We start from the raw sequence: 19713 nt of genomic DNA, 5'->3' as shown, positions 1-19713 counted from the left end.
GCGATTACTGGTCCAGCCGGACTTCCTTCATTGTCCAGTGCGGCCACGCACCGCGGGTGCGGGCTGCGCAAGCCCGCAATCATCCTGTCGCAAACACGGCCTACAGCAGCGATTGCTGAGAGCTTTTATCGCGCAGGTGGTCGAGTCCGATGATCTGCCAGGCTTTGGGGGTGAGCACGCGGCCTTGCGGGGTCCGGGCGAGGTAGCCTTCCTGAATCAGGTAGGGCTCGTGGACTTCCTCCAGTGTGTGCTCCTCCTCACCGACGGCGACGGCGATGGTACCCAGCCCGACGGGGCCGCCCTTGTAGTTCTCGGCCATCAGGCGCAGAATGCGCTTGTCCATCTCGTCGAGGCCGTGGGTGTCGATCTCAAGCAGTTCCAGCGCGGCCTCGGCCACGGGGCGGGTGATCTTGCCGTCCGAGCGTTGCTGGGCGTAGTCGCGGACGAAGTTGACCAGGTTGTTGGCGATGCGGGGCGTGCCGCGCGCACGGCGGGCCACTTCGGCGATGCCGTCCGCGTCCGCCTCGACGCCGAGCAGCTTGCAGGTGCGGCGGACGATTTTCTCCATCGTCGCAATCGGATAATAGGAAAGCCGGGTTTGGAGCGTGAAGCGGCTGCGCAGGGGCGCGGTCAGCAAGCCGGTGCGGGTGGTTGCGCCAACCAGGGTGAAGCGCGGGATGTTCAGGCGGACACTGCGGGCGTTCGGCCCCTGGTCGATCATGATGTCGATCCGAAAGTCCTCCATCGCTGAGTACAGGTACTCCTCAACCGTCTTGGGGATGCGGTGGATCTCGTCGATAAAAAGGATGTCTCCCTCGTCCATGCCGGTGAGGAGCCCGGCCAGGTCGCCAGGTTTCTCGACCACGGGGCCGGAAGTCTGCCGGACCTGCGCGCCCATCTCGCTGCCCAGAATGAGCGCGAGGGTTGTCTTTCCTAGCCCGGGGGGGCCGTGCAGGAGGATGTGGTTGAGCGCCTCGCCCCGGCTGCGGGCCGCGCCGACCATCACCTCCAGCCGCTCGATGGTTTTGCCCTGCCCGTTGAAATCGGCGAACGAGAGCGGCCGCAGGGCTTTTTCCTGCGCCGTTTCGGGAGCCTCAAGCACGTGCTGAAGATAGTCGGTGCCTTTATTCGAGTCGGACATGCTCAAAGTTTCACCCATCCGGCTTCCCCCGCCAAGTCTATTCCACGGGAAAAAACGGGTCGCATTTCACCGTCAGGAGTGTGTGGCCAGCCGTCTTTTTTGCCCGCGAAGGTACGCGAAGAGGCGCGAAGGTAAAAAGAAGGGAGCGGAAAATCAAGGGTGAGCGATCCTGTGCGCCTGTGTTTTTAACCCATAGATTGTATATAAATCAGAGGCATACTGAGCCCTATTCGTTCCTTAGCGACTTCAGCCTCCCTTAAAAAAAACCTTCGCGCCTCTTCGCGTGCCTTCGCGGGCAATCCCTGAATCGGCTTGGCGCGAAAAAAAACGCGCTTGCGTACTGCCGGGCTCAGGGCAGCTCGCTGACATTGACCATGACAGACAACGTGCTGCTCGTGCCGGCCGGGCCGGAAAAACTACCCGAAACCGGCGGAATCATCTCCGGGTGGCGAGCGATGGCGGTGGCAATGTGGTCGGGGCCGCACAGGCGTCCGCTGGTGTTGTCGAACCCGCGCCATCCCTGGCCGGGGAGATAGACCTCGGACCAGGCATGGGTGGAACCGGCGGCAAAGGCCAGTTCGGGCGCGTGCAGGTAGCCGCTGACGAAGCGGGCGGCCAGCCCGAGATACCGGCACGACTCGATGAAAAGCGTGGCAAAGTCGCGGCAGGAACCACCCCGGCGCTGGAGGGTTTGCGACGGGGTTTGCACGCCTTCCTCCTCGCGCATGGCGTAGGTGAAGGTGTTGGCGGTCTCGGCGGCGAGCCGGGCCAGCAGGTCTGCGGTGTGCCAGTCGGTCTGCTCGGTCATGATGCCGTCCACCCACTGCCGCACCGAGGCCTGGTCCCGGAAAAATGAGGGCGTCATAAAAGACACCAGGTCCAGCCGCTCCCCGGAATCGTACTGGAAAGGCCACCACTGGGCGTTGTCGCTGATTTCGAGGCCGGGCTCCTCGATGTCGAACTGTTGGAGCGTGACTTCGCTGGTGATTTGCAGGCTGGTAGTGTCCGCGTCGGCGAATGCCACCCGCGCGAGGGAATTTCCGTACAGGTCGCGTTGCCAGCGGATGTGCGCGGGCTGCGGCGAAATGTCGAGGGTGCTGCTCTCAATGCGGACATCGTGGCCGACGCGGGGCCGGATCAGGAGCGTATGCGGGCCGAGACGGACCGGCTGCTGGAACTCGTACCGCGTGGTGTGGTGCAGGGAAAGACGTTTCATGAGAGAGGGACGACAGATGCCGATGTTGAGGAAATTATATCAACGCCCATGAACCTAGGCCGTTTTCGCCCCTGCGTCCAGAGCGTGACGCGGGATTGTCCACTTATGTCGTTTCTAAACTGAAATGAGACCTGTCTTCTAACCGCCTGACACAATCAAGGGATTTAAGAGCAAGGGCGGAAAGAACGAAAAGGAAGATCGAAGGCGTTTCTTTCCTTACTTTCCGGCCTTCCTGTTAAATCTTTTTTTGAGAATCAAACGGGGGAGAAATGGTATTCAATCTTGAGACGGGGCCTATCTAACCTGACGGGTTTGTTGAAGAAATAACAGGCGGGAAGGAGATGGGGGCATACGTGCTCAGGCCTCGACGGAGAGATCCTTGGGCATCTCGGTGTCGCTGAGCCGGGCCACGTCCGCGCCGAGGGAAGCGAGCTTTTCGTCGAACTTCTCGTAACCGCGGTCGAGGTGGTAAATGCGCTGGACCCAGGTTTCGCCGCTGGCGGCGAGACCGGCCAGGATCAGCGCCGCGCTGGCGCGCAGGTCGCTGGCCATGACGGGCGCGCCGGAGAGCGGACGCCCTCCCTTGATGACCGCGCTGGGGCCTTCGATGGAAATATCCGCGCCCATGCGGCCCAGCTCGGGGACGTGCATGAAGCGGTTCGGATAGACGCGCTCGGTGACGATGCTCAGGCCCGGGATGAGCGCCAGCAGGGCGCAGGTCTGGGCTTGCAGGTCGGTCGGAAAGCCGGGGTGGGGCAGGGTGATGACGTCCACCGGCCGCAGGTCCGACTGGTCGCCCCGGACGCGGATGGTGGCTGCGTCCACGATCTCAAAGACCAGTCCGGCCTCGGAAAGCTTGTCCAGAAATGCCGCCATGTGTTCGGCCTGGGCACCTTTTACCGTGATGTCGCTGTGGGTGATGGCCCCGGCCAGCAGGTAGGTGCCCGCCTCGATCCGGTCGTGCAGGACGCTGTAGTCCGCCCCGTGCAGGGCCTCGACGCCTTCGATGTGGATGGCGTGGCTGCCGACACCCTCGATTTTCGCGCCCATAGAAATGAGTAGGCGGCAAAGGTCAACGACTTCCGGCTCGCAGGCGGCGCTGTCGATGCGCGTGCGACCGGGGGTGAGCACGGCGGCCATCAGGATGTTGGCCGTGCCGGTGACGGTGCTGCCGTGGCGGCCACCGAGAAAGACTTCCCCCCCGCGCATGCGCGAGCCATCGAGCTTGACGTACCCGGCCTCGATTTCGACCCCACAGTTGAGCTTGGACAGCCCCTTGAGGTGCAGGTCGATGGGGCGCGGGCCGATCACGCAACCGCCCGGGAGAGAGACCTCCGCGCGCTTCATGCGGGCGACCATCGGCCCCATCAGGCAGACCGAAGCCCGCATCTTGCGGACCAGGTCGTAGGGGGCGCGGGTGGCCACCTGTGCGGCGGTGATGCGCCAGGTGTGCGGATCGAGCCGCTCAACGGTGGCCCCGAGCCGTTCGAGGATGTCCGCCATGAAGCGGACGTCGCTCAGGTCGGGGACGTTGCGGATGGTGACGGGCTCGGCGGTAAGCAGGCAGGCGGAAAATATCGGCAGGCAGGCGTTTTTCGCCCCGCCGATTTCAACCGTACCGGCCAGTCGCCGGCCACCCCTGATGCGGACGACGTCCATGCGGGCACTTCCGATTAATCGTTGGAGCGGTTTTCGCCACTGCCTTCGCGGCGGCGTCCGCCCCCGGAAGAGCGACGACGACGGCGACGGCGCGGCTGGTCACTGCCTTCGCCGCTGCCCCCTTCGGAGCGCGGCTGGCGGTTACCACCGTCACGCGAACGGCCACCATTCCCGCTGCCACCCTGGCGGCGGCGGTTGCCACCTTGGCGGTTACCCCCCTGACGGGGGCCGCGGCGGCGGGAATCGCTGTCGTCAGAAGATGTTTCCTTTTCGGCCTTGGCCGGGGTGGGCTCGGTGGAGCCACCGAAAATGGAACCGAGCACGGACTTGACGCGCCCGAACAGGCCGGTCGGCTTGCTGGCGGGAAGTTCTCGTGCGGCGGGCTTTTCCGCGCGGGCGGGACGGTCGTTACCGGAGCGGTCGCGGCCTTCTCCGCGACGGCGCGAACCGCCTTCGGAGCGCTGGCCATCTTCGGAACGCGGACTGCGCTCACCGCGTCCTCCACGGGAGCGGCGTTCACCGCGCTCACGGCCTTCGCCACGTTCGCGTCCTTCGCCACGTTCGCGTCCTTCGCGTTCCGGACGTTCGCCACGCTCGCGGCGGGGGCCGCGTTCGCGGTTGCCGGAAGCTTCGTCATCGCCGGAGCTTTCGCCCTCGGAACGGCGGCCTGAGCGGCGACGACGGCGGCGCTTGCGCGGGGCGGCTTCGTCGGAGGAATCCTCGTCAGAGGCCGATTGTGCGCGGGCTTCGCCGTCGGAGTCGTTATCCTCGTCGTCGTTATTGTCGTTCGCGTTGTCGGAGTCGTCCCGCTGGCGGGAGAATTCCATCGGGACATCGTCGTCCTCGTTCTCTTCGTCCTTGGCGTAAAAACGCTCCTTGGCGGGCGCGGCCTGCTCGTCGTCTTCGGAAAAGCTGCTTTCCTGCGTTTCGTCCCTGTCGGGCCTGCGCTCGCGGCGCGGGCGCTCGGGACGCTCCGGATAGCCGTTGGCGGCGTGTCCGCTGAGGGACTCGACCGCGCTGGTCGGGTCAACCTCGCCGGGCTGAGGGCCGGAGGCACCGTTTTTGCCCTTATTGGAAGGGGCCTTGGCGCGGGCGCGCAGGCTTACGTTGGCGGAGTCGTCGGTGGCGGGCGTGAAGCGACGCACGGAGCTCTGCGGGGCAGAGCCGTCGGTCGTAATCTGGCAGGGGGCGCGGGGGCCGGTTTCCAGCAGGGAGGCGAGAACTTCGTCGCCTTTTTCTTTTTCTTCCGCCAGTTCGCTCCAGGTGATGGCCTTGCGGTCTTCGTTCTCGTCGCGTTCTTCAGCCGGGACCTCGGGGAGTTCTGCTTTGGCGTTGCTTCCGGGCTGGTAGTTGGCTTCGTCACCGGGGACTTCCCGTTTCGAAGGGGTTTCGTATGAAGGCATTGTTTGCTTGGATTCTAGGAATGTCCCGGCGAGGATAATTATCGGTCGGCGCCGGGGTCGATCGGCGAGGGAGGGCAAGTTCATTTGCCACTGCGGTGGGCGTCGGCGGGGCCGGACGCTTTGTTACCTCGTAATGCGACGCTGTAAAAATCCGGCTCAAGCTCAAGCCAATTTTTGCCTGCCGGGCGAGTGGGGCGGGGAAAGCCGGTAAAATCGCTTGCCGCCGGGGCACGAACCACTATGGCTTGGCTGATGGACAAACTCGAGGAAATCTTTCGCCTGCAAGACGAACTGAACAAGCGCATCGGCGTGGACACCGGCGCCCTCGACGAGAAGGGCAAGGCCGAGTGGGTGCTCAACTACACCCGCGCCCTCCAGCAGGAGACCGCCGAACTGATTGACTCGGTGCCGTGGAAGTGGTGGGCCAAGTACCAGAAGTTCGACGAGCAGAACGCCCGTGTCGAAGTCGTGGACCTGTTTCACTTCCTGGTCTCGCTCGCTCAGGTGCTGGGCATGAGCGCGCAGGACGTGTACGACGCCTACGCCAAGAAAAACAAGGTCAACCACAACCGCCAGGACAGCGGCTACAGCGCCAAGAACGAAGACGACTCCCGCCATATCTGAGGCGGGGGCGCTTTCCTGTCTCGTGCTCGATTAACGGACTCTTTTGCGGTCCATCTCCCGCGCAATAATGTCTCGAACTTGCGCGGCGGGGCGTTAGCGTTAGCGGGATGATGCGCGTGCTTGCCCTCGTTTTCGCCGGTCTGCTCGGGGTGAACCTTACCCACGCCCAGGAGCCGGAGCGGGAAGTCGTTCCGCTCAGCCCGGAGCAGGCGGTCGAGGTCGGCGTGCGGCTCGGGATCGACCCACACAAGGAGCGACAGGGCCAGCAAATCTACCTCGTCGGCGTCGATGCGAAGGTCAGGAGCCGCCAGAAGACTTTCGACGGCTTCCGCATCGTCATTCAGAAACCCCGCAGCGAGGATGCCGAGCTGACCGCCCGCATGTGGAGCCAGGAGTGGCCGGAGGACGTTTTTTACACCAGCTTCGAGATCGAGGAATCGTTTCTGCCTTATTTATATATCCTCATCGACTACGGCAAGGCTCGCTACGAGGGTGCCTATACGTATAAGGTCCCGGTGCTCCCGTACTTGACCCGCCGTCCGGACAATTTGCCCGAAGGCCTGAAAAAAATGATGGCCGAGAACGCCCAAACAAACGAAGAAGGGGGCGCCTGATTTTTATCCATTCTCGCGGACTGCCGCGTCACCGATTATTTTTCTAAAAAAGACATGCCAGAAGGAGCCGCTATCAGCCGGATGTTTGCCGGTATCGCCGGACGCTATGACACCGCCAACCACCTGCTCAGCTTCGGGCAGGACTTTCGCTGGCGGCGTCGCCTTGCGCAGATGGTCAAGGCTCTGGAGCCCCGCGATGTGGTCGATCTGGCCACCGGCAGCGGCGATGTCGCCTTTACCCTGCGCCAGACGCTTCCTCCGTTTACGGCCATCACCGGGCTGGACTTCTGCCAACCGATGCTCGATCAGGCCGAGGCCAAAAAATCCCAGCGCCCCGGCACGGAGAACCTGCGCTTTGCTTTCGGTGACTGCATGAATCTTCCCCTTGGCGACGCCTCGGTGGACGCGGTGACGATTTCCTTCGGGCTGCGCAACTTCGAGGATCGCGCGCGCGGCATGGGCGAAATGCTCCGTGTCCTGCGGCCCGGCGGTGCGGCTTTCATCCTGGAGTTCTCTCAACCCTCGTGGTGGATGAAGCCCTTTTACTACGCCTATCTCAAGGGCATTCTCCCGCTCATGGCCCGCGTCGCCACCGGCAATCGCGACGCCTACGAGTACCTGGGCGACTCGATTGAAAAATTCCCGGCCCGCTCTGTCTTCTCGCAGCAGTTGCTCGACGCCGGTTTTGCCGAGGTCAAGGCCGTCCCCATGACCGGCGGCATCGTCGCCATCCACCAAGCCAGGGCATAGCCCTGGACCCGTGATGCTTCCGCATCACTGAGGGGCTTCGCCCCTACGGAGCCAGAAAGGCTTCTACCCTGGGAACTGTGCCTTGTCGGGGGAGGTGAGTGCGGTTAACTTCGGGCGAACATCTGGCGGGCGGCTTCAGGCTAGACGTGACGCCCGGACTCGACTAAGTTCGCCCGCATCCAAACTCTCAAACTCTTAAACTCATAAACTTCCTTTCCCATGCCTGTCACTTTTGACCATACCCGTATCCGCGTCAGCGATCTGCAAAAATCCATCGACTGGTACTGCAAGACCTGCGGCTTCGAAGTGCTCAAGCGCACCGACAAGTCACCCTCCGGTAACCAACTCGCGCACCTGAAAATCCCGGCCAGCGACCACCTGCTGGAACTGACTTATTCGCCCGACTACAAGGTGGAGTTCCCCGAGGACCTCGTCCACACCTGCATTCGCGTGGACGACATCGTGTCCTATTGCCAGATGCTCGAAGACGCGGGCATCGAAGTCTGGCCCGGCGACTGGAAGCAGAAATTTACATCCGCCGACGGCAAGCAGATGGCCTTCATCACCGACCCCGACGGCTACGAAGTTGAGATACTGCCGCATTGAGGTCCTTGCCCGCCCGGGGCGGAGCCCCTCTATGCCAGCGGGTGCTACCCGTTAGCTGAAGCTTTTGCCGCAGCCGCAGGTGTGGGTGGCGTTGGGATTAAAGATGTCAAATCCCTTGCCGGTGAGGCCGTCGTCGAAGTTGACCACGCAGCCATCGAGGTATTGGAGGCTGGCGGCATCCACGAGCAGGGTCACGCCGTTGCTTTCCATCTTCGTGTCGCCGTCTTTCTCGGCGTCGAAGGACATCCCGTACTCGAAGCCGGAGCAGCCGCCCGGCTCGACGAAGAGGCGCAGAAGCTTCGTGTCGTCGTTGAGCTTGGACTTGAGAGAGCGAATGCGCTCGACCGCGCTATCGGTGAGTTTAATCATGACAATAAGCGTATATATTAATCCCGGCGTCTGTCAACCAGCGGGAAGCAGGTTTCGTGCTCACCCGGTAAAAAACCGCTTGCGCAGGCGAAAATGTACCCTAAACTGCCGGGATTGTGGTAGCGTATAAACGACTCATAGACAACATGGAGTATGAACTCATCCGCAAAATCGCGGAGGGCGGCATGGGCATGGTCTATGAGGCACGCCAGATCGGGATCGACGACTTCCGCAAGGTCGTTGCGATCAAGGTCATTCGGGAGGAGTTTTCCGCCATCGACGAGTTCCGGGCAAACTTCATCGGCGAAGCCCGCCTCGTGGCTGACCTTATCCACACCAATATCGTCCAGACCTACCACCTCGGCACCGTGGACGGCCAGTACTTCATGGTCATGGAGTACGTCAACGGCATCAATACCGAGGAGTTCATCAACCGCCACATGGAGACCAATCAGCTCATCCCGGTCGAGCTGGCGGTGTTCATCGTTTCGCGTATTGCGCGCGGGCTGGCCTACGCCCACAACAAGCGCGACATGTACGGGCGGCCGTTGGGCATTGTCCACCGTGACGTCGGCCCGAAGAACATCATGCTCGCCTACGAGGGCGACGTGAAGCTGACCGACTTCGGCATCGCCAAGGCGCTCGACCTCATGTACAACGAGGAAGGCGAGGTCATCGCGGGCAAGGACGAGTATCTCTCGCCCGAGCAGGCGCGGAAGGAAATCACCGATGAGCGGGCGGACATCTTCCCCTGCGGCATCGTCCTGGCCGAGCTGCTTCTGGGCTACAACATTTTCGAAGGTGAACTGCCGGAGCAGACCCGGCACAAGATCCAGTACCTGGACTTGCCCGACTTCACCCGCATGCGTGAGGGTATTGACGAGAAACTCAACGACATCTTGCATCGCTGCCTCGCCCGCCCTCGCGAGGAGCGCTATCAGACCGCTTCCGAACTACTGACCGCGCTGGAGGTTTACCTCTACAGCGATGGCTATGGTCCCACCAATGAAAAGCTGGCTGTCTATCTCAAAGACCTCTACAGCGACAAGGGGGGCTCGGCCAGCACACGCTGGTTCACAGGAAGGGCCTGAGGCGCACGAATAAACCTTCACCTGGCGAGACCCCACGCCAATGATTACGACTACCATCGATGGCCAACCAAGGGTTTCAGCAGGTTCAGAAGCAGACGCAGTCGCTGGTGCTCGCGCCCCAGCTGCGCCAGTCGCTTAAGATTCTCCAGGCTCCCGCGCTGGAGCTGCGCAATACCATTCTCGAAGAGCTACAGGCCAATCCCACCCTGGAAGAGCTGCCCATGGAGGGCATCAGCCTCGAACAGCAGTCCGCCGACAACGACAGTTCCGGCTCCGAGGACGAGGACCGGCCCCGCGAGTTGGAGATGGGAGAGGACGACTACTCGGTCCTGAGCAATCTCAACGAGGAGTTTCGCGAATACTTCGCCCAGGAGAATGCCGCCAGTTCCTACACCCGCGACGACGACGAGAAGCGCCAGCACTTTTTTGATTCGCTCACCTCGGAGACCTCCTTGCAGGAGCACCTGCTGGGGCAGGCCGACCTCTCCGAGCTGGACGAGTTGGAGCGCTCGGCCATGGACTACCTCGTGGGCAGTCTCGATGACCGGGGCTTTCTCACGGCCAGTCTGTCGGACCTCGCGCTCATGGCCAACCTGCCGCTCGCCAGCGTGCAGAGCGCGGCGGAGATCCTGAAGACTTTCGACCCCGCCGGGATCGGTGCAAAAGACTTGCAGGACTGCCTGCTGACCCAGCTCAAGCTCCAGGGGCGTGTCAAGTCGCTGCCCGCGCGCATCATCAAGGACCACTACGACCTGTTGCTGCGCCGCCGCATCCCCGAGATCGCCCGCAAGGCCTCCGTCCCCATCGAGGACGTGCAGGAGGCGATGGAGGAGATTGCCATGCTCGATCCGGCACCGGGGCGCAAGTTCGGGGACGACTCGAACCGTGTCATCGTGCCCGACGTGCGGGTGGAGAAGGACGACGGCGAGTGGGTCATTCACCTGAACAACGACTACATCCCGCGCTTGCGCATCTCGCACGCCTACAAGGAGATGATCGCCCGCGGGATCGTCAACGGCAAGGACCGCGAGTACCTGCGGGAGAAAATCCGCTCGGGAAAGTTCCTCATCAACTCCATCGAGCAGCGGCAGCAGACCATCGAGCGCATCACGCGCGAAATCCTGCGGCTCCAGCATGACTTTTTCGAGGAGGGTGTCTCAAAGTTGCGCCCGCTGACCATGAACCAGGTGGCCGAACTGGTCGGTGTCCATGAGACGACCGTGAGCCGCGCCATTGCCAACAAGTTCATCGACACGCCTCATGGGGTGTTTGAGTTCAAGTACTTCTTCACCCCCGGCTATCAGGGGCAGGACGGCGAAGCCGTTTCCAACAAGAGCGTCAAAGAAATGATCGCCCATATCATCGAGGACGAAGACCCGGCCAAGCCGCTCAGCGACCAGGGCATTGTCGGCATCCTGGCCGAGAAGGACATCAAGATCGCCCGCCGCACCGTGGCCAAGTACCGCGAGGAACTGGGCATCCTGCCGACCAACCTGCGCCGCCGCTACAACTGAGCTCATCTGCGGCTATCTCCCGCGCTTCCTTTTACCGCCCACCACCGACCTCCATGTACCACACGACCGACCGCAGCGGAGTCACCGATATCAACCCTTCCGACGAGAAGCTGAAAGAGCTTCTGCTCGCCGTCGGCGACGACGAGGACGACGACGGCTCAAACCCGGACGTCTGGCTCACCCACCTGGAAACCGGCTGGACCGTCTCGGTCTTCCCCGACGGCTATGTCACCCTGGAAAACAACATCCGCCCCGTCCCGGAATGGGAGATGGACGGCCTGAGCAACCCGCGCATCTTCTCGCTCTGGAAGCTGCTCGCCAACGGCGACATCGAAGCCCTCAGAAGCCAGCCCTGGCGCAAGCGCAGCTGAGATTCTCTCTTGGGGGCTCCGCGCCCCCAAACCCTGCGGCAGGCGAAGCCTGCACTTTCGATGCTGCCGCATCGCGTCTGGGATTGCTGCTTTCAGCGTCGCTGAAAGCAGCAATCCCAGAGGAGCATCCAAACTGAGTTACCTCTAAAACTTATGGGCACTTCCCGCCGGGTTTGACGCTTACCGTTCTTGCGAAGGAACGAAGTTCCGCCTCAAAAGTTTTTTGGAGAGAGCGCGAGAGGGTGTTTTTTTCAAAAAAAAACCTCTCGCATAACCCTCACAGCTATTTCGATTCGGTATCCGTTGCGGCGGCAGGGCGCAACCGGATGTTGCGATCACTCTCCGCGGAAGCTGGCGACGACCCACTGGGAAAGCTCCTTGTCGGGGTCTTTGGCGGCGGCGGCGGTGATGGTGAACTCGGTCTTTTCGGTGTTGCGGCTGATGATCTGGAGGCCGTGCTGGAAGTCCTTGAACTTTTCCTCGCACACGGCGCGGATGGTTTTGTCGGCCTCGGTCGCGGCGGTGATGATGACCTCGGCGGCCTCGTCTTCGAAGGTGAGGGTGAAGCCGTGCGTATTGCGGAAGGCCTCGGTGAAGCGTGCCAGGTCGGTCTTCCAGACCTCGTCCTGAAGGTGGAGGTTTTCCACAATCAGCTCCTTGAGCGCGTGCTCGGGTTCGGTCAGGGTGTCGGTGGTGACTTCAAAGCTCTTGATGGCGGTCGAGGGCAGCTCGAACTTGTAGTTGCGGAACAGCCGCTCCAGCACGGTCATGAGGCCGCGTGCGCCGGTCTTCTCGGCGTGGGCCTGGCGGGCGACTTCCTGAATGGCCTCGGTCGTGATGTTGAAGGAAATATCGTACCCGGCGAAGTCACTGCGGTACTGGTTGAGCAGCGAGCCCTCGGATGAGGTGAGGATCTCGGCCAGGTCTTCGGATTGGAGGGATTCGCAGGCGACGCGCACCGGGATACGCCCGATGAACTCCGGCTCGAAACCGTACTTGATGAAGTCGGCCGAGGAGGATTGCTTTAAATAGGCGTAGGGGTCGGTGTCGGTATCGTCGTGGTTGGCGGCGAAACCGATAGAGGCGGCCTCGACGCGTTTTTTGACCGATTCGGCCAGCTTGTCGAAGGCCCCGCTGACGATGAACAGGATGTGCCGCGTGCTGATGGACTGGGGCTGCTGTTTTTTGCCGCCGCGCTGCATGGACATCATGGCCTGCATCTGGCCCATGATATCGTTCGGGGCGAAGAGGTTGACCTCGGTGTCCTCCATCAGCTTGAGCAGGTTGATCTGCACGCCGCGTCCGGAGACATCCTTGCCGCCGGTCTCCCCGGCGCTGGCGATCTTGTCGATCTCGTCGATATAAATGATGCCGTACTGGGCCAGCTCGACGTTGTTGTTGGCGGCCTTGACCAGGTCGCGCACGAGGTCCTCGACATCATAGCCGACGTAGCCGGTTTCGGAGAACTTGGTGGCATCGGCCTTGATGAAGGGCACACCGATGAGCCGCGCTATGTTGCGCATGAGGTAGGTCTTGCCCACGCCGGTCGGGCCGAGCAGGAGGATATTCTGCTTGCTGTACTCGCGGTCACGCAGCTTGGAGTTTTCCAGACACTGGCGCACGTGGTTATAGTGGTCGCAGATGGCGACGGAGAGGACTTTTTTCGCCTCGGCCTGTTTAATCACGTAGCGGTTGAGGTGGTCGCGGATTTCCTTCGGCTTGAGGCTGAACTCGCGGATGCGCCGCAGGATTTCCTCGTCCTTCTCCTTTTCCTCGGGCGGGGGCGGTTCCACATGCTGGGGTCCGGGCTGCTGCACGCCCATGCCCATGTTGGCCAGGCCGGGATTCTTGCGGATCATGTCCTGGATCTGGTTTTGAAGTTCTTCCAGCGGGTTCTTGTCGTCTTTGTCGCTCATGAAAAAGGGGGATTATGTTTGAAAAATAGGTGAAGTGCCGCCGGAGGTTCCGGTTGGGCGCGGGTGCTCGGCGTGAGCAGTCGAGGGAAACTACGGACAGGGCGGCTGTCAAAAAGTAACGCTTTTTTGGCCATTGCGGGCAACTAAATTGGGTTTGACATGACAGGGCGCGGGGGGGAATATCCGATTCCAATCGCATAAATATCGTTGCACCAGAGCTAAATACCTTAAAGACTACATCTTATGGCCGGGAACCTTACCAAGCGGGACATCGTGCTTGCCATCTATGACAAGACCAATTTTCCGCAAAAAGAAGTCCGGGAAACGGTTCAGCTGACCCTCGACTGCATCGCTGACGCGTTGGCCGAGGGCCGCAACGTCGAACTGCGCAATTTTGGCGTGTTCGAGGTGCAGGTGCGCAAGAGCCGGATCGGACGCAACCCCAACCGACCGGAAACGGACGTGGTCATCCCTACGCGGGCAGTGATCAAGTTCAAGGCCGGCAAAGAACTCAAGGCGGCGCTTAAGGACATCGACCTGGATAAGCTGCAGGAAGAGAAGCGCGGCGCGGGCGACAGCTCTGACGACTAGCCGCTTAATGGCGGTACAGATAGTCCTTCCGACAGAAAATTTTCGCTTGCGCGCATATTCCATTTGTGGAATATTTAAGGCGTGAGCGTTATTCAGGTGTACAAATGCCTCTGCGATGAGCAGCGGTTACGCATTCTCAACCTCCTGCAGGAAGGGCCACTGTGTGTGTGCCACCTGATGGAGATTCTGGAGGCCGACCAGGTCAAGATATCCAAGCAACTGCGCTACATGAAGCAACTTGGGATGGTGGAATCCGAGCGTTGCGCACAGTGGATGATTTACCGCCTGGCCGATGGCGGAAACCCGCTGCTGGTGGAAAATTTAAAATGCCTGCAAGACTGCGCCGGAGAATCGCTTGCCTTTGCCGCAGACCTGCGCAAGCGCCGTGAAGTCACCGCTCGCGGGCGTCTGGATGAAACCCTTTGCAAGTCTGTGCCCGAGATCCGGGCTGAGGCCTGAGGGGCCGGAAAATATCCGGTTTTTTGGAAAAACTGTCTTTTACCAACCAATGAGCCCTGCCCAAAAAAACATATCGAATGCCCCGCAGAAAAAGCCGGGCCTCTTTAAACGCCTGATCGAACGTCTCGACCGGGGCCTGAAAGCGAAGGCGGACAAGAAGGCCGCGTCGGGCTGCTGTAGCGGCTCCGGTGACAAGGGCGGCAAATGCTGCTGAACCTGCCGGAGCGGCCGCTTGAGCGGTTGGCGGACTTCGTGGTTTACGGCGGACTGGGGCTCGATCCCGAGTCACGGCTCGGCGGGGCGGTCCATTTCTTCTTCTACGACACGGCCAAGATATTCCTGTTGCTGGCGGTGATGATCTTCGTGATCGGCGTCATCCGCACCTGGCTGCCACAGGAGCGCCTGCGCCGCTGGATGGGGACGGGCGGGATCACCGGAAACTTTATCGCGGCACTTTTCGGGGCGCTGACGCCGTTCTGTTCCTGTTCGTCGATCCCGATTTTTATCAGCCTGCTGAGGGCCGGCGTACCACTTGGGGTGACGTTTTCGTTTCTGATCACTTCCCCGATTATCAATGAATACCTCGTTATCCTGATGGCGGGCGAGTTCGGGTTGCCGATCACGGCGGCATATGTCGGCAGCGGGCTGATCATGGGCACGCTGGCCGGAGCTGTACTCGGACGGATGAAGATCGGACGCTGGATCGAGCCGGACATCGCCGGAATGGCGGCGGGCGAAGGAGCGGAGAACTTCGACAGCTTCGGCTCACGCCTGCGACACGGCGTGGGCGAGGCGTGGGGAGTCATCCGCCAGATCTGGCTCTGGGTGCTGGTCGGGGTGGCCGTGGGCGCCTTTATCCACAACTACGTGCCCCAGGAAATGATCCAGCGCGCGATCAGTTCGACGGGGGTGTTCTCGGTCCCGATCGCGGTTCTGCTAGGAGTGCCGATGTACGGAAGCTGTGCGGCGATCGTGCCGGTGGCGGTTGTGCTCTTTGAAAAAGGCATTCCGCTTGGGACGGCGCTGGCTTTTATGATGGCGATGGCGGCACTGAGCCTGCCCGAAGCGGTCATGCTACGCCGGACGATGCAGCTACCGCTCATCGCACTGTTTTTCGGGATCACCACGTTGGCGATCATCCTGACCGGCTACCTGCTCAATCTGCTCGCGGCTTTTCTCTAGAGCATGTTCGCTTTAATTTTGCGGGCTTACGCAGCCCGCACCCGCGGCAGCCGAAGGCTGCACTTTCGATGCTTGCAGCATCGCGTCTGGGATTACGGCTTTCAGTTTCACTGAAAGCCGTAATCCCAGAGGAGCATCCAAACTGAGTTGCATCCCCAAATTTATGCCCGAAACTAAGCTAACAGCACACTCGGTTACGTGGACAACGTACGGAGCGAGTCCGTGGTGGCCTCAGTTTCCGTTGGTAGAGTGCTTTTCCAGTTCGGCCAGGCGGCGGCGCAGGGCGGCTTTTTCTTCCTCGATTGACAAGGATGTGTTTGGAGCCAGCGGATCGGGGTGGGGGGCTCGTGCGGGATTGGGTGGAGAGCCTTCGATGATGCGGTCGCGGGTCAGATAAACGCCGCTGAACATCGATGTTTTGACGTGCGCGCGGTGGACGAGTCCGGCCCGATCACGATAGACGATTTCATAGATGCGGTCGTTCTTCTCGCCGAACCAGCCGGGGCCGAAGGGGGCCCAGCTTTTGTCCAGCAACTCGCCGCCCATGTCGCGGACATACTGCTCGACCCGGTCATCATCGAGCGAACCAGCGACCAGCCGGATAATCAGGACGAGAACAGCGAACCCGATAAAAATGAAAATAACACTGAAAGACATGGCCGGAAAGGAGCGGGGGAAAATTGCGTTCAGGGCAACAATCAGTGCCGCCCACTAAGCGGAGCGGCGAGCGCAGGCGACAATCGTCTCAGTGGCGAGCTGATTGCCTGTTTTTACTCATGGGGCCGTGAGTCGGCGACGGCGGGAGCGCTCAGGCGCGGCGGGATCTTGGGGGAGGGCAGGCGTTGAATAGCCGCCGTACGCTCGCGCAGTTCATTGAAGGAACTGAAGGCACTGGCGAAGTACTGGCCCAGGCATTCGCGGGCGAGACGGTCGTTGATGCGGATCATCTCGCACAGGAGTTGGCGGGGCAGGATATCGAGTTTAGGGGCGTCAAACTCCATGATAACCTGGAGCAGGATACGGGTGGTGATATCTTCTCCCGTCTTGGAGTCCTCGACCTGAATGCTGTAGCCTTCGGCCACCATGTCGCGGATTTCCTCAAGTGTGACGTGGCCGCTGCGCGAGGTGTCGTAGAAGCGGCGATTGGGGTAGCGGCGGATAAGGATCGTATCGATTTCGGTAACTGGCATAAGCGGACGGATGGAAAATTAATGGCGGTTGGGGGTAAGACTATTGTCATTCCGTATTACTCGGTGTCAAGGGATAAGTCCCATGTCGCTGGCAACGGAAAGACAGTATTCGATGTTGGTAAATACGACTTCGCCCATGGTTTCACAGCGCAGAAATTCCTTGTTGTCGTGGTAGTCGGCCAGTTCGCGGCGCAGTTGGTGGATCTTTTCCTCCTCGGATAGGTTGTCCTCGCACATGCAGACCTTGAGGTTGTTGAGCCGGTAGGGGGCGGTGTTGGCTCGCCGGGCGATGAGCGCGCGCTCCTCGTTCTGGTACTGGACCATCGTCTCGTAGTTGAGCAGGCCGGTGCACAGCTCGACCACGGCGAGGTTGTCCTTGAAGAACTGCGGCAGGTAGATGGTGCGGCGGCCCTCGTAGCTCTGCTGGTCGAAGTCGATGGGCCGCACCCGGTACTGCTCGTCCTCGAAGTCAGGGGTCACGCGCACGACGTAGTTATAGGCCCGCATGTCACCGAGCAGTCGCACGAAGCAGCGCTCGTTGAAGCGGATGAACTCCTTGGCCACGCGGACCTTGTTCAGCTCGGGACGCTTGAAGTAGTCGCGGATAAAGGTATCGCCGGGGATGCCGATGATATGCTGCTCGATCAGAGTCTCATGGTGGACGAGGAAGTTGATCGAATTGGGCGAGAGCAGCTCCTCCAGCTCCAGGCCGTAGATGCGGGAGGCGTCGGCCTTTTTGACGTAAAAGTAGTCGGCGTTGTCGTTGTACTGGTTGACGATGCGGATGCGGAAGGGGCAGGAGTTGCCAAAAACGCAGAAGTCGATCCGGTCGATCAGCAGGTGTTCCATGACGCCGGTGTTGCCGGCGGCCTTGAGCATGGCGTAGATGCGGATGAGCGCCTCGTTGATACGGCGGAAGGTCAGCGGCTCGTAAAAAACCGTCTCCCAGAGCGTGTCCTTGCCGTTACGGTCGGTCAGCGGAATGCCTTCGCGGAACTGCATCAGGTCGGCATACTCGACGGGCAGTTCGCAGTCGCGATTATACTGGCGCAGATAGGAACGAAAGTCCCGGCTGATAGGGTAGGAGGGTTTTTTTCTGGAAATGACCTTCATTCTATAAGTCGCCTGTCGCTTGCGGCGGTTTTGCAAAGGCTAGGGTGAACCCGGTTGCTAGTCAAGGCAGCTTGAGCATAACCTGTTAAGGCAGGGCATTGCTAATAGTGCCCATGCGCCGTGCTGCTTATTGCGTCCGCGAAGCCGGACGGGATGGACCTCGGCGCCCTATTTGCTTTGCTAATGATCCGTTTTGCTGAAAGAATTCGGTGAAAATTAAAGATGCTTATTGCATTATTTTTACTGATAGGGTAAAAACGCAGGAATAGTTTTAATTATCAAGTCACAATGGAGGCAACCCTCGACAAATCCAAGTCCAGCCTGCCCTTTCCCGTCCTGAGTGCGGAGGAAGCGGCGGAAATGGTAAACCATAACCAGGTCATCGGCTTCAGCGGCTTTACCCCCGCCGGAGCCGCCAAGGCCGTGCCCCGCGCCCTCGCCGCCAAGGCCCGGGTCGAGCACGAGGCCGGACGCCCCTTTCAGATCGGTGTTTTGACGGGAGCCTCGACCGGGGCTTCGCTCGACGGTGAGCTGGCCCGCGCCAACGCCATCTCCTGGCGCACGCCCTACCAGTCCGACTCTGACCTGCGTGCGCTCATCAACAAGGGCGACACGAACTTCTTCGACATGCACCTGTCGGTCGTTCCGCAGTACGTGCGCTACGGCTTTTTCGGCAAGATCGACTGGGCCGTGGTCGAGGCCTGCGACGTGACTGCCGAGGGCGAGATCGTCCTGACCACCTCGGTCGGCGTCTCTCCGACCTACTGCCGCTACGCCGACAAGATCATCATCGAGCTGAACAGCGCCCATCCGGCCGCGCTGCGCGGCATCCATGACATTTACGAACCGCTCGACCCGCCCAATCGCCGCGAGATCCCGGTCTATTCGGTCAGCGACCGCATCGGCACCGAGGCCGTAAAGGTGGACCCGAAGAAGATCGTCGGTATCGTCCATACGAACATCCCGGACGAAGCCCGCCCCTTCAAGGACCTCGATCCGACCACTAAAAAGATCGGCGAGAATGTGGCCGAGTTTCTGGCCAGGGAAATGCACGCGGGCCGCATCCCGAAGACCTTCCTGCCGATCCAGTCCGGCGTGGGCAACGTCGCCAATGCCGTGCTCAGTGCGTTGGGCGAGCACCCGGACATCCCGGCCTTCGACATGTACAGCGAGGTCGTGCAGGACTCCGTCGTGGACATGATGCTGGAGGGCAAGATCAACTTCGTCAGCGGCACCTCACTGAGCGTCAGCAACGCCAAGCTCCAGCTCATCTACGACAACCTGGACGAGTTCCGCAAGCGCATGGTTCTGCGCCCGCAGGAGATTTCCAACAACCCGGAAGTTGCCCGCCGCATTGGCATCATTTCGATCAATACCGCGATTGAAGTGGACATTTTTGGCAACATCAACAGCACCCACATCCTCGGCAAGAGCCTGATGAACGGGATCGGCGGCTCGGGCGACTTTACCCGCAGCGCCTACCTCTCGATCTTCACCTGCCCGTCCGAGGCCAAAGGGGGCAAGATCAGCGCCATCGTCCCGCAATGCTCGCACATCGACCACTCGGAGCACTCCGTGCAGGCCGTCGTGACCGAGCAGGGCTACGCCAACCTGCGCTGCAAGAGCCCCAAGCTCCGCGCCGAGGCCATCATCGAAAAGTGTGCCAGCCCCTCGTACAAGGCCATCCTCAAGGGCTACTGCGAGCATGCCAAGGGCGGCTACACCCCGCAGACCCTCAACCTGGCCTACGCCATGCACCAGCAGTTCCTCAAGACGGGCAATATGCACGATGTGGACTGGGAGGCAGTCACGGCTGAATAAGCCTTTTTCATAGGTAGATTATTGCAGGCGGGACGTCTTACTCTCCGGAGTGGCGTCCCGCCCTTTTTGGGGGGTGATGATGA

The 19713-nt window shown here is 61.0% G+C and carries 21 protein-coding genes; 12 read left to right on the top strand and 9 right to left on the bottom strand.

Annotated features, from left to right (window positions below; translation table 11 throughout):
- Window positions 1–100 precede the first annotated feature (100 nt).
- From ruvB to H5P28_RS07740, 4 genes are all read right to left on the bottom strand, one after another.
- Complete coding sequence (gene ruvB / locus H5P28_RS07755; RefSeq protein ID WP_185675138.1) at window positions 101–1141, bottom strand: Holliday junction branch migration DNA helicase RuvB; 1041 nt, start codon at window positions 1139–1141, stop codon at window positions 101–103.
- A 349-nt stretch (window positions 1142–1490) separates the two neighbouring features.
- Window positions 1491–2357: a transglutaminase family protein gene (locus tag H5P28_RS07750; RefSeq protein ID WP_185675137.1), complete on the bottom strand. Its 867-nt coding sequence runs from the start codon at window positions 2355–2357 to the stop codon at window positions 1491–1493.
- Between the two features lie 357 nt (window positions 2358–2714).
- A complete protein-coding gene (gene murA / locus H5P28_RS07745; protein ID WP_185675136.1) occupies window positions 2715–4016 on the bottom strand; it encodes a UDP-N-acetylglucosamine 1-carboxyvinyltransferase in 1302 nt (433 codons plus the stop codon).
- A gap of 14 nt (window positions 4017–4030) precedes the next feature.
- Complete coding sequence (locus tag H5P28_RS07740) at window positions 4031–5419, bottom strand: hypothetical protein (protein WP_185675135.1); 1389 nt, start codon at window positions 5417–5419, stop codon at window positions 4031–4033.
- A gap of 252 nt (window positions 5420–5671) precedes the next feature.
- Here H5P28_RS07740 and H5P28_RS07735 point away from each other — a divergent pair, with 252 nt between their 5' ends.
- The 4 genes from H5P28_RS07735 (at window position 5672) to H5P28_RS07720 (ending at window position 8013) form a co-directional block, all read left to right on the top strand.
- Window positions 5672–6043, top strand: a complete 372-nt coding sequence (locus tag H5P28_RS07735; protein ID WP_185675134.1) for a dUTPase — start codon at window positions 5672–5674, stop codon at window positions 6041–6043.
- A 107-nt stretch (window positions 6044–6150) separates the two neighbouring features.
- Window positions 6151–6657, top strand: coding sequence for a protein kinase family protein (locus H5P28_RS07730; RefSeq protein ID WP_185675133.1), 507 nt, complete (start codon window positions 6151–6153; stop codon window positions 6655–6657).
- 54 nt (window positions 6658–6711) lie between these two features.
- The gene (ubiE, locus tag H5P28_RS07725) at window positions 6712–7407 is read left to right on the top strand and encodes a bifunctional demethylmenaquinone methyltransferase/2-methoxy-6-polyprenyl-1,4-benzoquinol methylase UbiE (RefSeq protein ID WP_185675132.1); all 696 of its coding nucleotides are present in this window, start codon (window positions 6712–6714) and stop codon (window positions 7405–7407) included.
- Between the two features lie 219 nt (window positions 7408–7626).
- Window positions 7627–8013 carry a VOC family protein gene (locus H5P28_RS07720; RefSeq protein WP_185675131.1) on the top strand — a complete coding sequence of 129 codons (387 nt, stop codon included), beginning with the start codon at window positions 7627–7629 and terminating at the stop codon, window positions 8011–8013.
- Between the two features lie 51 nt (window positions 8014–8064).
- On the opposite strand, the gene erpA is transcribed toward H5P28_RS07720, so the two are convergent.
- Window positions 8065–8382 (bottom strand): iron-sulfur cluster insertion protein ErpA, encoded by a 318-nt coding sequence (gene erpA, locus H5P28_RS07715; RefSeq protein WP_185675130.1) that lies wholly within the window; start codon window positions 8380–8382, stop codon window positions 8065–8067.
- 146 nt (window positions 8383–8528) lie between these two features.
- On the opposite strand from erpA, the gene H5P28_RS07710 reads away from it, so the two are divergent.
- From H5P28_RS07710 to H5P28_RS07700, 3 genes are read left to right on the top strand one after another with little or no spacing between them, the layout of a single operon-like run.
- Window positions 8529–9473: a serine/threonine protein kinase gene (locus H5P28_RS07710; protein ID WP_185675129.1), complete on the top strand. Its 945-nt coding sequence runs from the start codon at window positions 8529–8531 to the stop codon at window positions 9471–9473.
- A 59-nt stretch (window positions 9474–9532) separates the two neighbouring features.
- A complete protein-coding gene (gene rpoN, locus H5P28_RS07705) occupies window positions 9533–10987 on the top strand; it encodes an RNA polymerase factor sigma-54 (RefSeq protein ID WP_185675128.1) in 1455 nt (484 codons plus the stop codon).
- A 53-nt stretch (window positions 10988–11040) separates the two neighbouring features.
- On the top strand, window positions 11041–11358 hold the full coding sequence (locus H5P28_RS07700; RefSeq protein ID WP_185675127.1) for a hypothetical protein: 318 nt from the start codon (window positions 11041–11043) through the stop codon (window positions 11356–11358).
- A 335-nt stretch (window positions 11359–11693) separates the two neighbouring features.
- On the opposite strand, the gene H5P28_RS07695 is transcribed toward H5P28_RS07700, so the two are convergent.
- The gene (locus H5P28_RS07695; protein WP_185675126.1) at window positions 11694–13274 is read right to left on the bottom strand and encodes an AAA family ATPase; all 1581 of its coding nucleotides are present in this window, start codon (window positions 13272–13274) and stop codon (window positions 11694–11696) included.
- Between the two features lie 243 nt (window positions 13275–13517).
- On the opposite strand from H5P28_RS07695, the gene H5P28_RS07690 reads away from it, so the two are divergent.
- From H5P28_RS07690 to H5P28_RS07675, 4 genes are all read left to right on the top strand, one after another.
- Window positions 13518–13865: an HU family DNA-binding protein gene (locus tag H5P28_RS07690; RefSeq protein ID WP_185675125.1), complete on the top strand. Its 348-nt coding sequence runs from the start codon at window positions 13518–13520 to the stop codon at window positions 13863–13865.
- Between the two features lie 81 nt (window positions 13866–13946).
- Entirely contained in the window at window positions 13947–14324 is a 378-nt protein-coding gene (locus H5P28_RS07685; protein WP_185675124.1) for a metalloregulator ArsR/SmtB family transcription factor, read from the top strand.
- 49 nt (window positions 14325–14373) lie between these two features.
- Window positions 14374–14538, top strand: a complete 165-nt coding sequence (locus tag H5P28_RS07680) for a hypothetical protein (protein WP_185675123.1) — start codon at window positions 14374–14376, stop codon at window positions 14536–14538.
- Complete coding sequence (locus H5P28_RS07675; protein ID WP_185675122.1) at window positions 14529–15506, top strand: permease; 978 nt, start codon at window positions 14529–14531, stop codon at window positions 15504–15506. Before H5P28_RS07680 ends, H5P28_RS07675 begins: the two co-directional genes overlap by 10 nt.
- A 231-nt stretch (window positions 15507–15737) precedes the next feature.
- Here the strand turns inward: H5P28_RS07675 and H5P28_RS07670 are convergent, their stop codons facing one another.
- The 3 genes from H5P28_RS07670 to H5P28_RS07660 form a co-directional block, all read right to left on the bottom strand.
- Window positions 15738–16163, bottom strand: coding sequence for a hypothetical protein (locus H5P28_RS07670; RefSeq protein WP_185675121.1), 426 nt, complete (start codon window positions 16161–16163; stop codon window positions 15738–15740).
- Window positions 16164–16276: 113 nt separating this feature from the next.
- Window positions 16277–16696 carry a polyhydroxyalkanoate synthesis regulator DNA-binding domain-containing protein gene (locus tag H5P28_RS07665; RefSeq protein ID WP_185675120.1) on the bottom strand — a complete coding sequence of 140 codons (420 nt, stop codon included), beginning with the start codon at window positions 16694–16696 and terminating at the stop codon, window positions 16277–16279.
- A gap of 66 nt (window positions 16697–16762) precedes the next feature.
- On the bottom strand, window positions 16763–17809 hold the full coding sequence (locus H5P28_RS07660; RefSeq protein WP_185675119.1) for a hypothetical protein: 1047 nt from the start codon (window positions 17807–17809) through the stop codon (window positions 16763–16765).
- A 288-nt stretch (window positions 17810–18097) separates the two neighbouring features.
- On the opposite strand from H5P28_RS07660, the gene H5P28_RS07655 reads away from it, so the two are divergent.
- Window positions 18098–19630 (top strand): butyryl-CoA:acetate CoA transferase, encoded by a 1533-nt coding sequence (locus H5P28_RS07655; RefSeq protein ID WP_185675118.1) that lies wholly within the window; start codon window positions 18098–18100, stop codon window positions 19628–19630.
- Window positions 19631–19713: the final 83 nt, after the last annotated feature.

Origin of the sequence: Ruficoccus amylovorans (assembly GCF_014230085.1) — a bacterium.
Taxonomy (GTDB): domain Bacteria; phylum Verrucomicrobiota; class Verrucomicrobiia; order Opitutales; family Cerasicoccaceae; genus Ruficoccus; species Ruficoccus amylovorans.
Note: the sequence above shows the minus strand (reverse complement) of the source record. Positions and strands in the feature narration are given on the sequence as shown.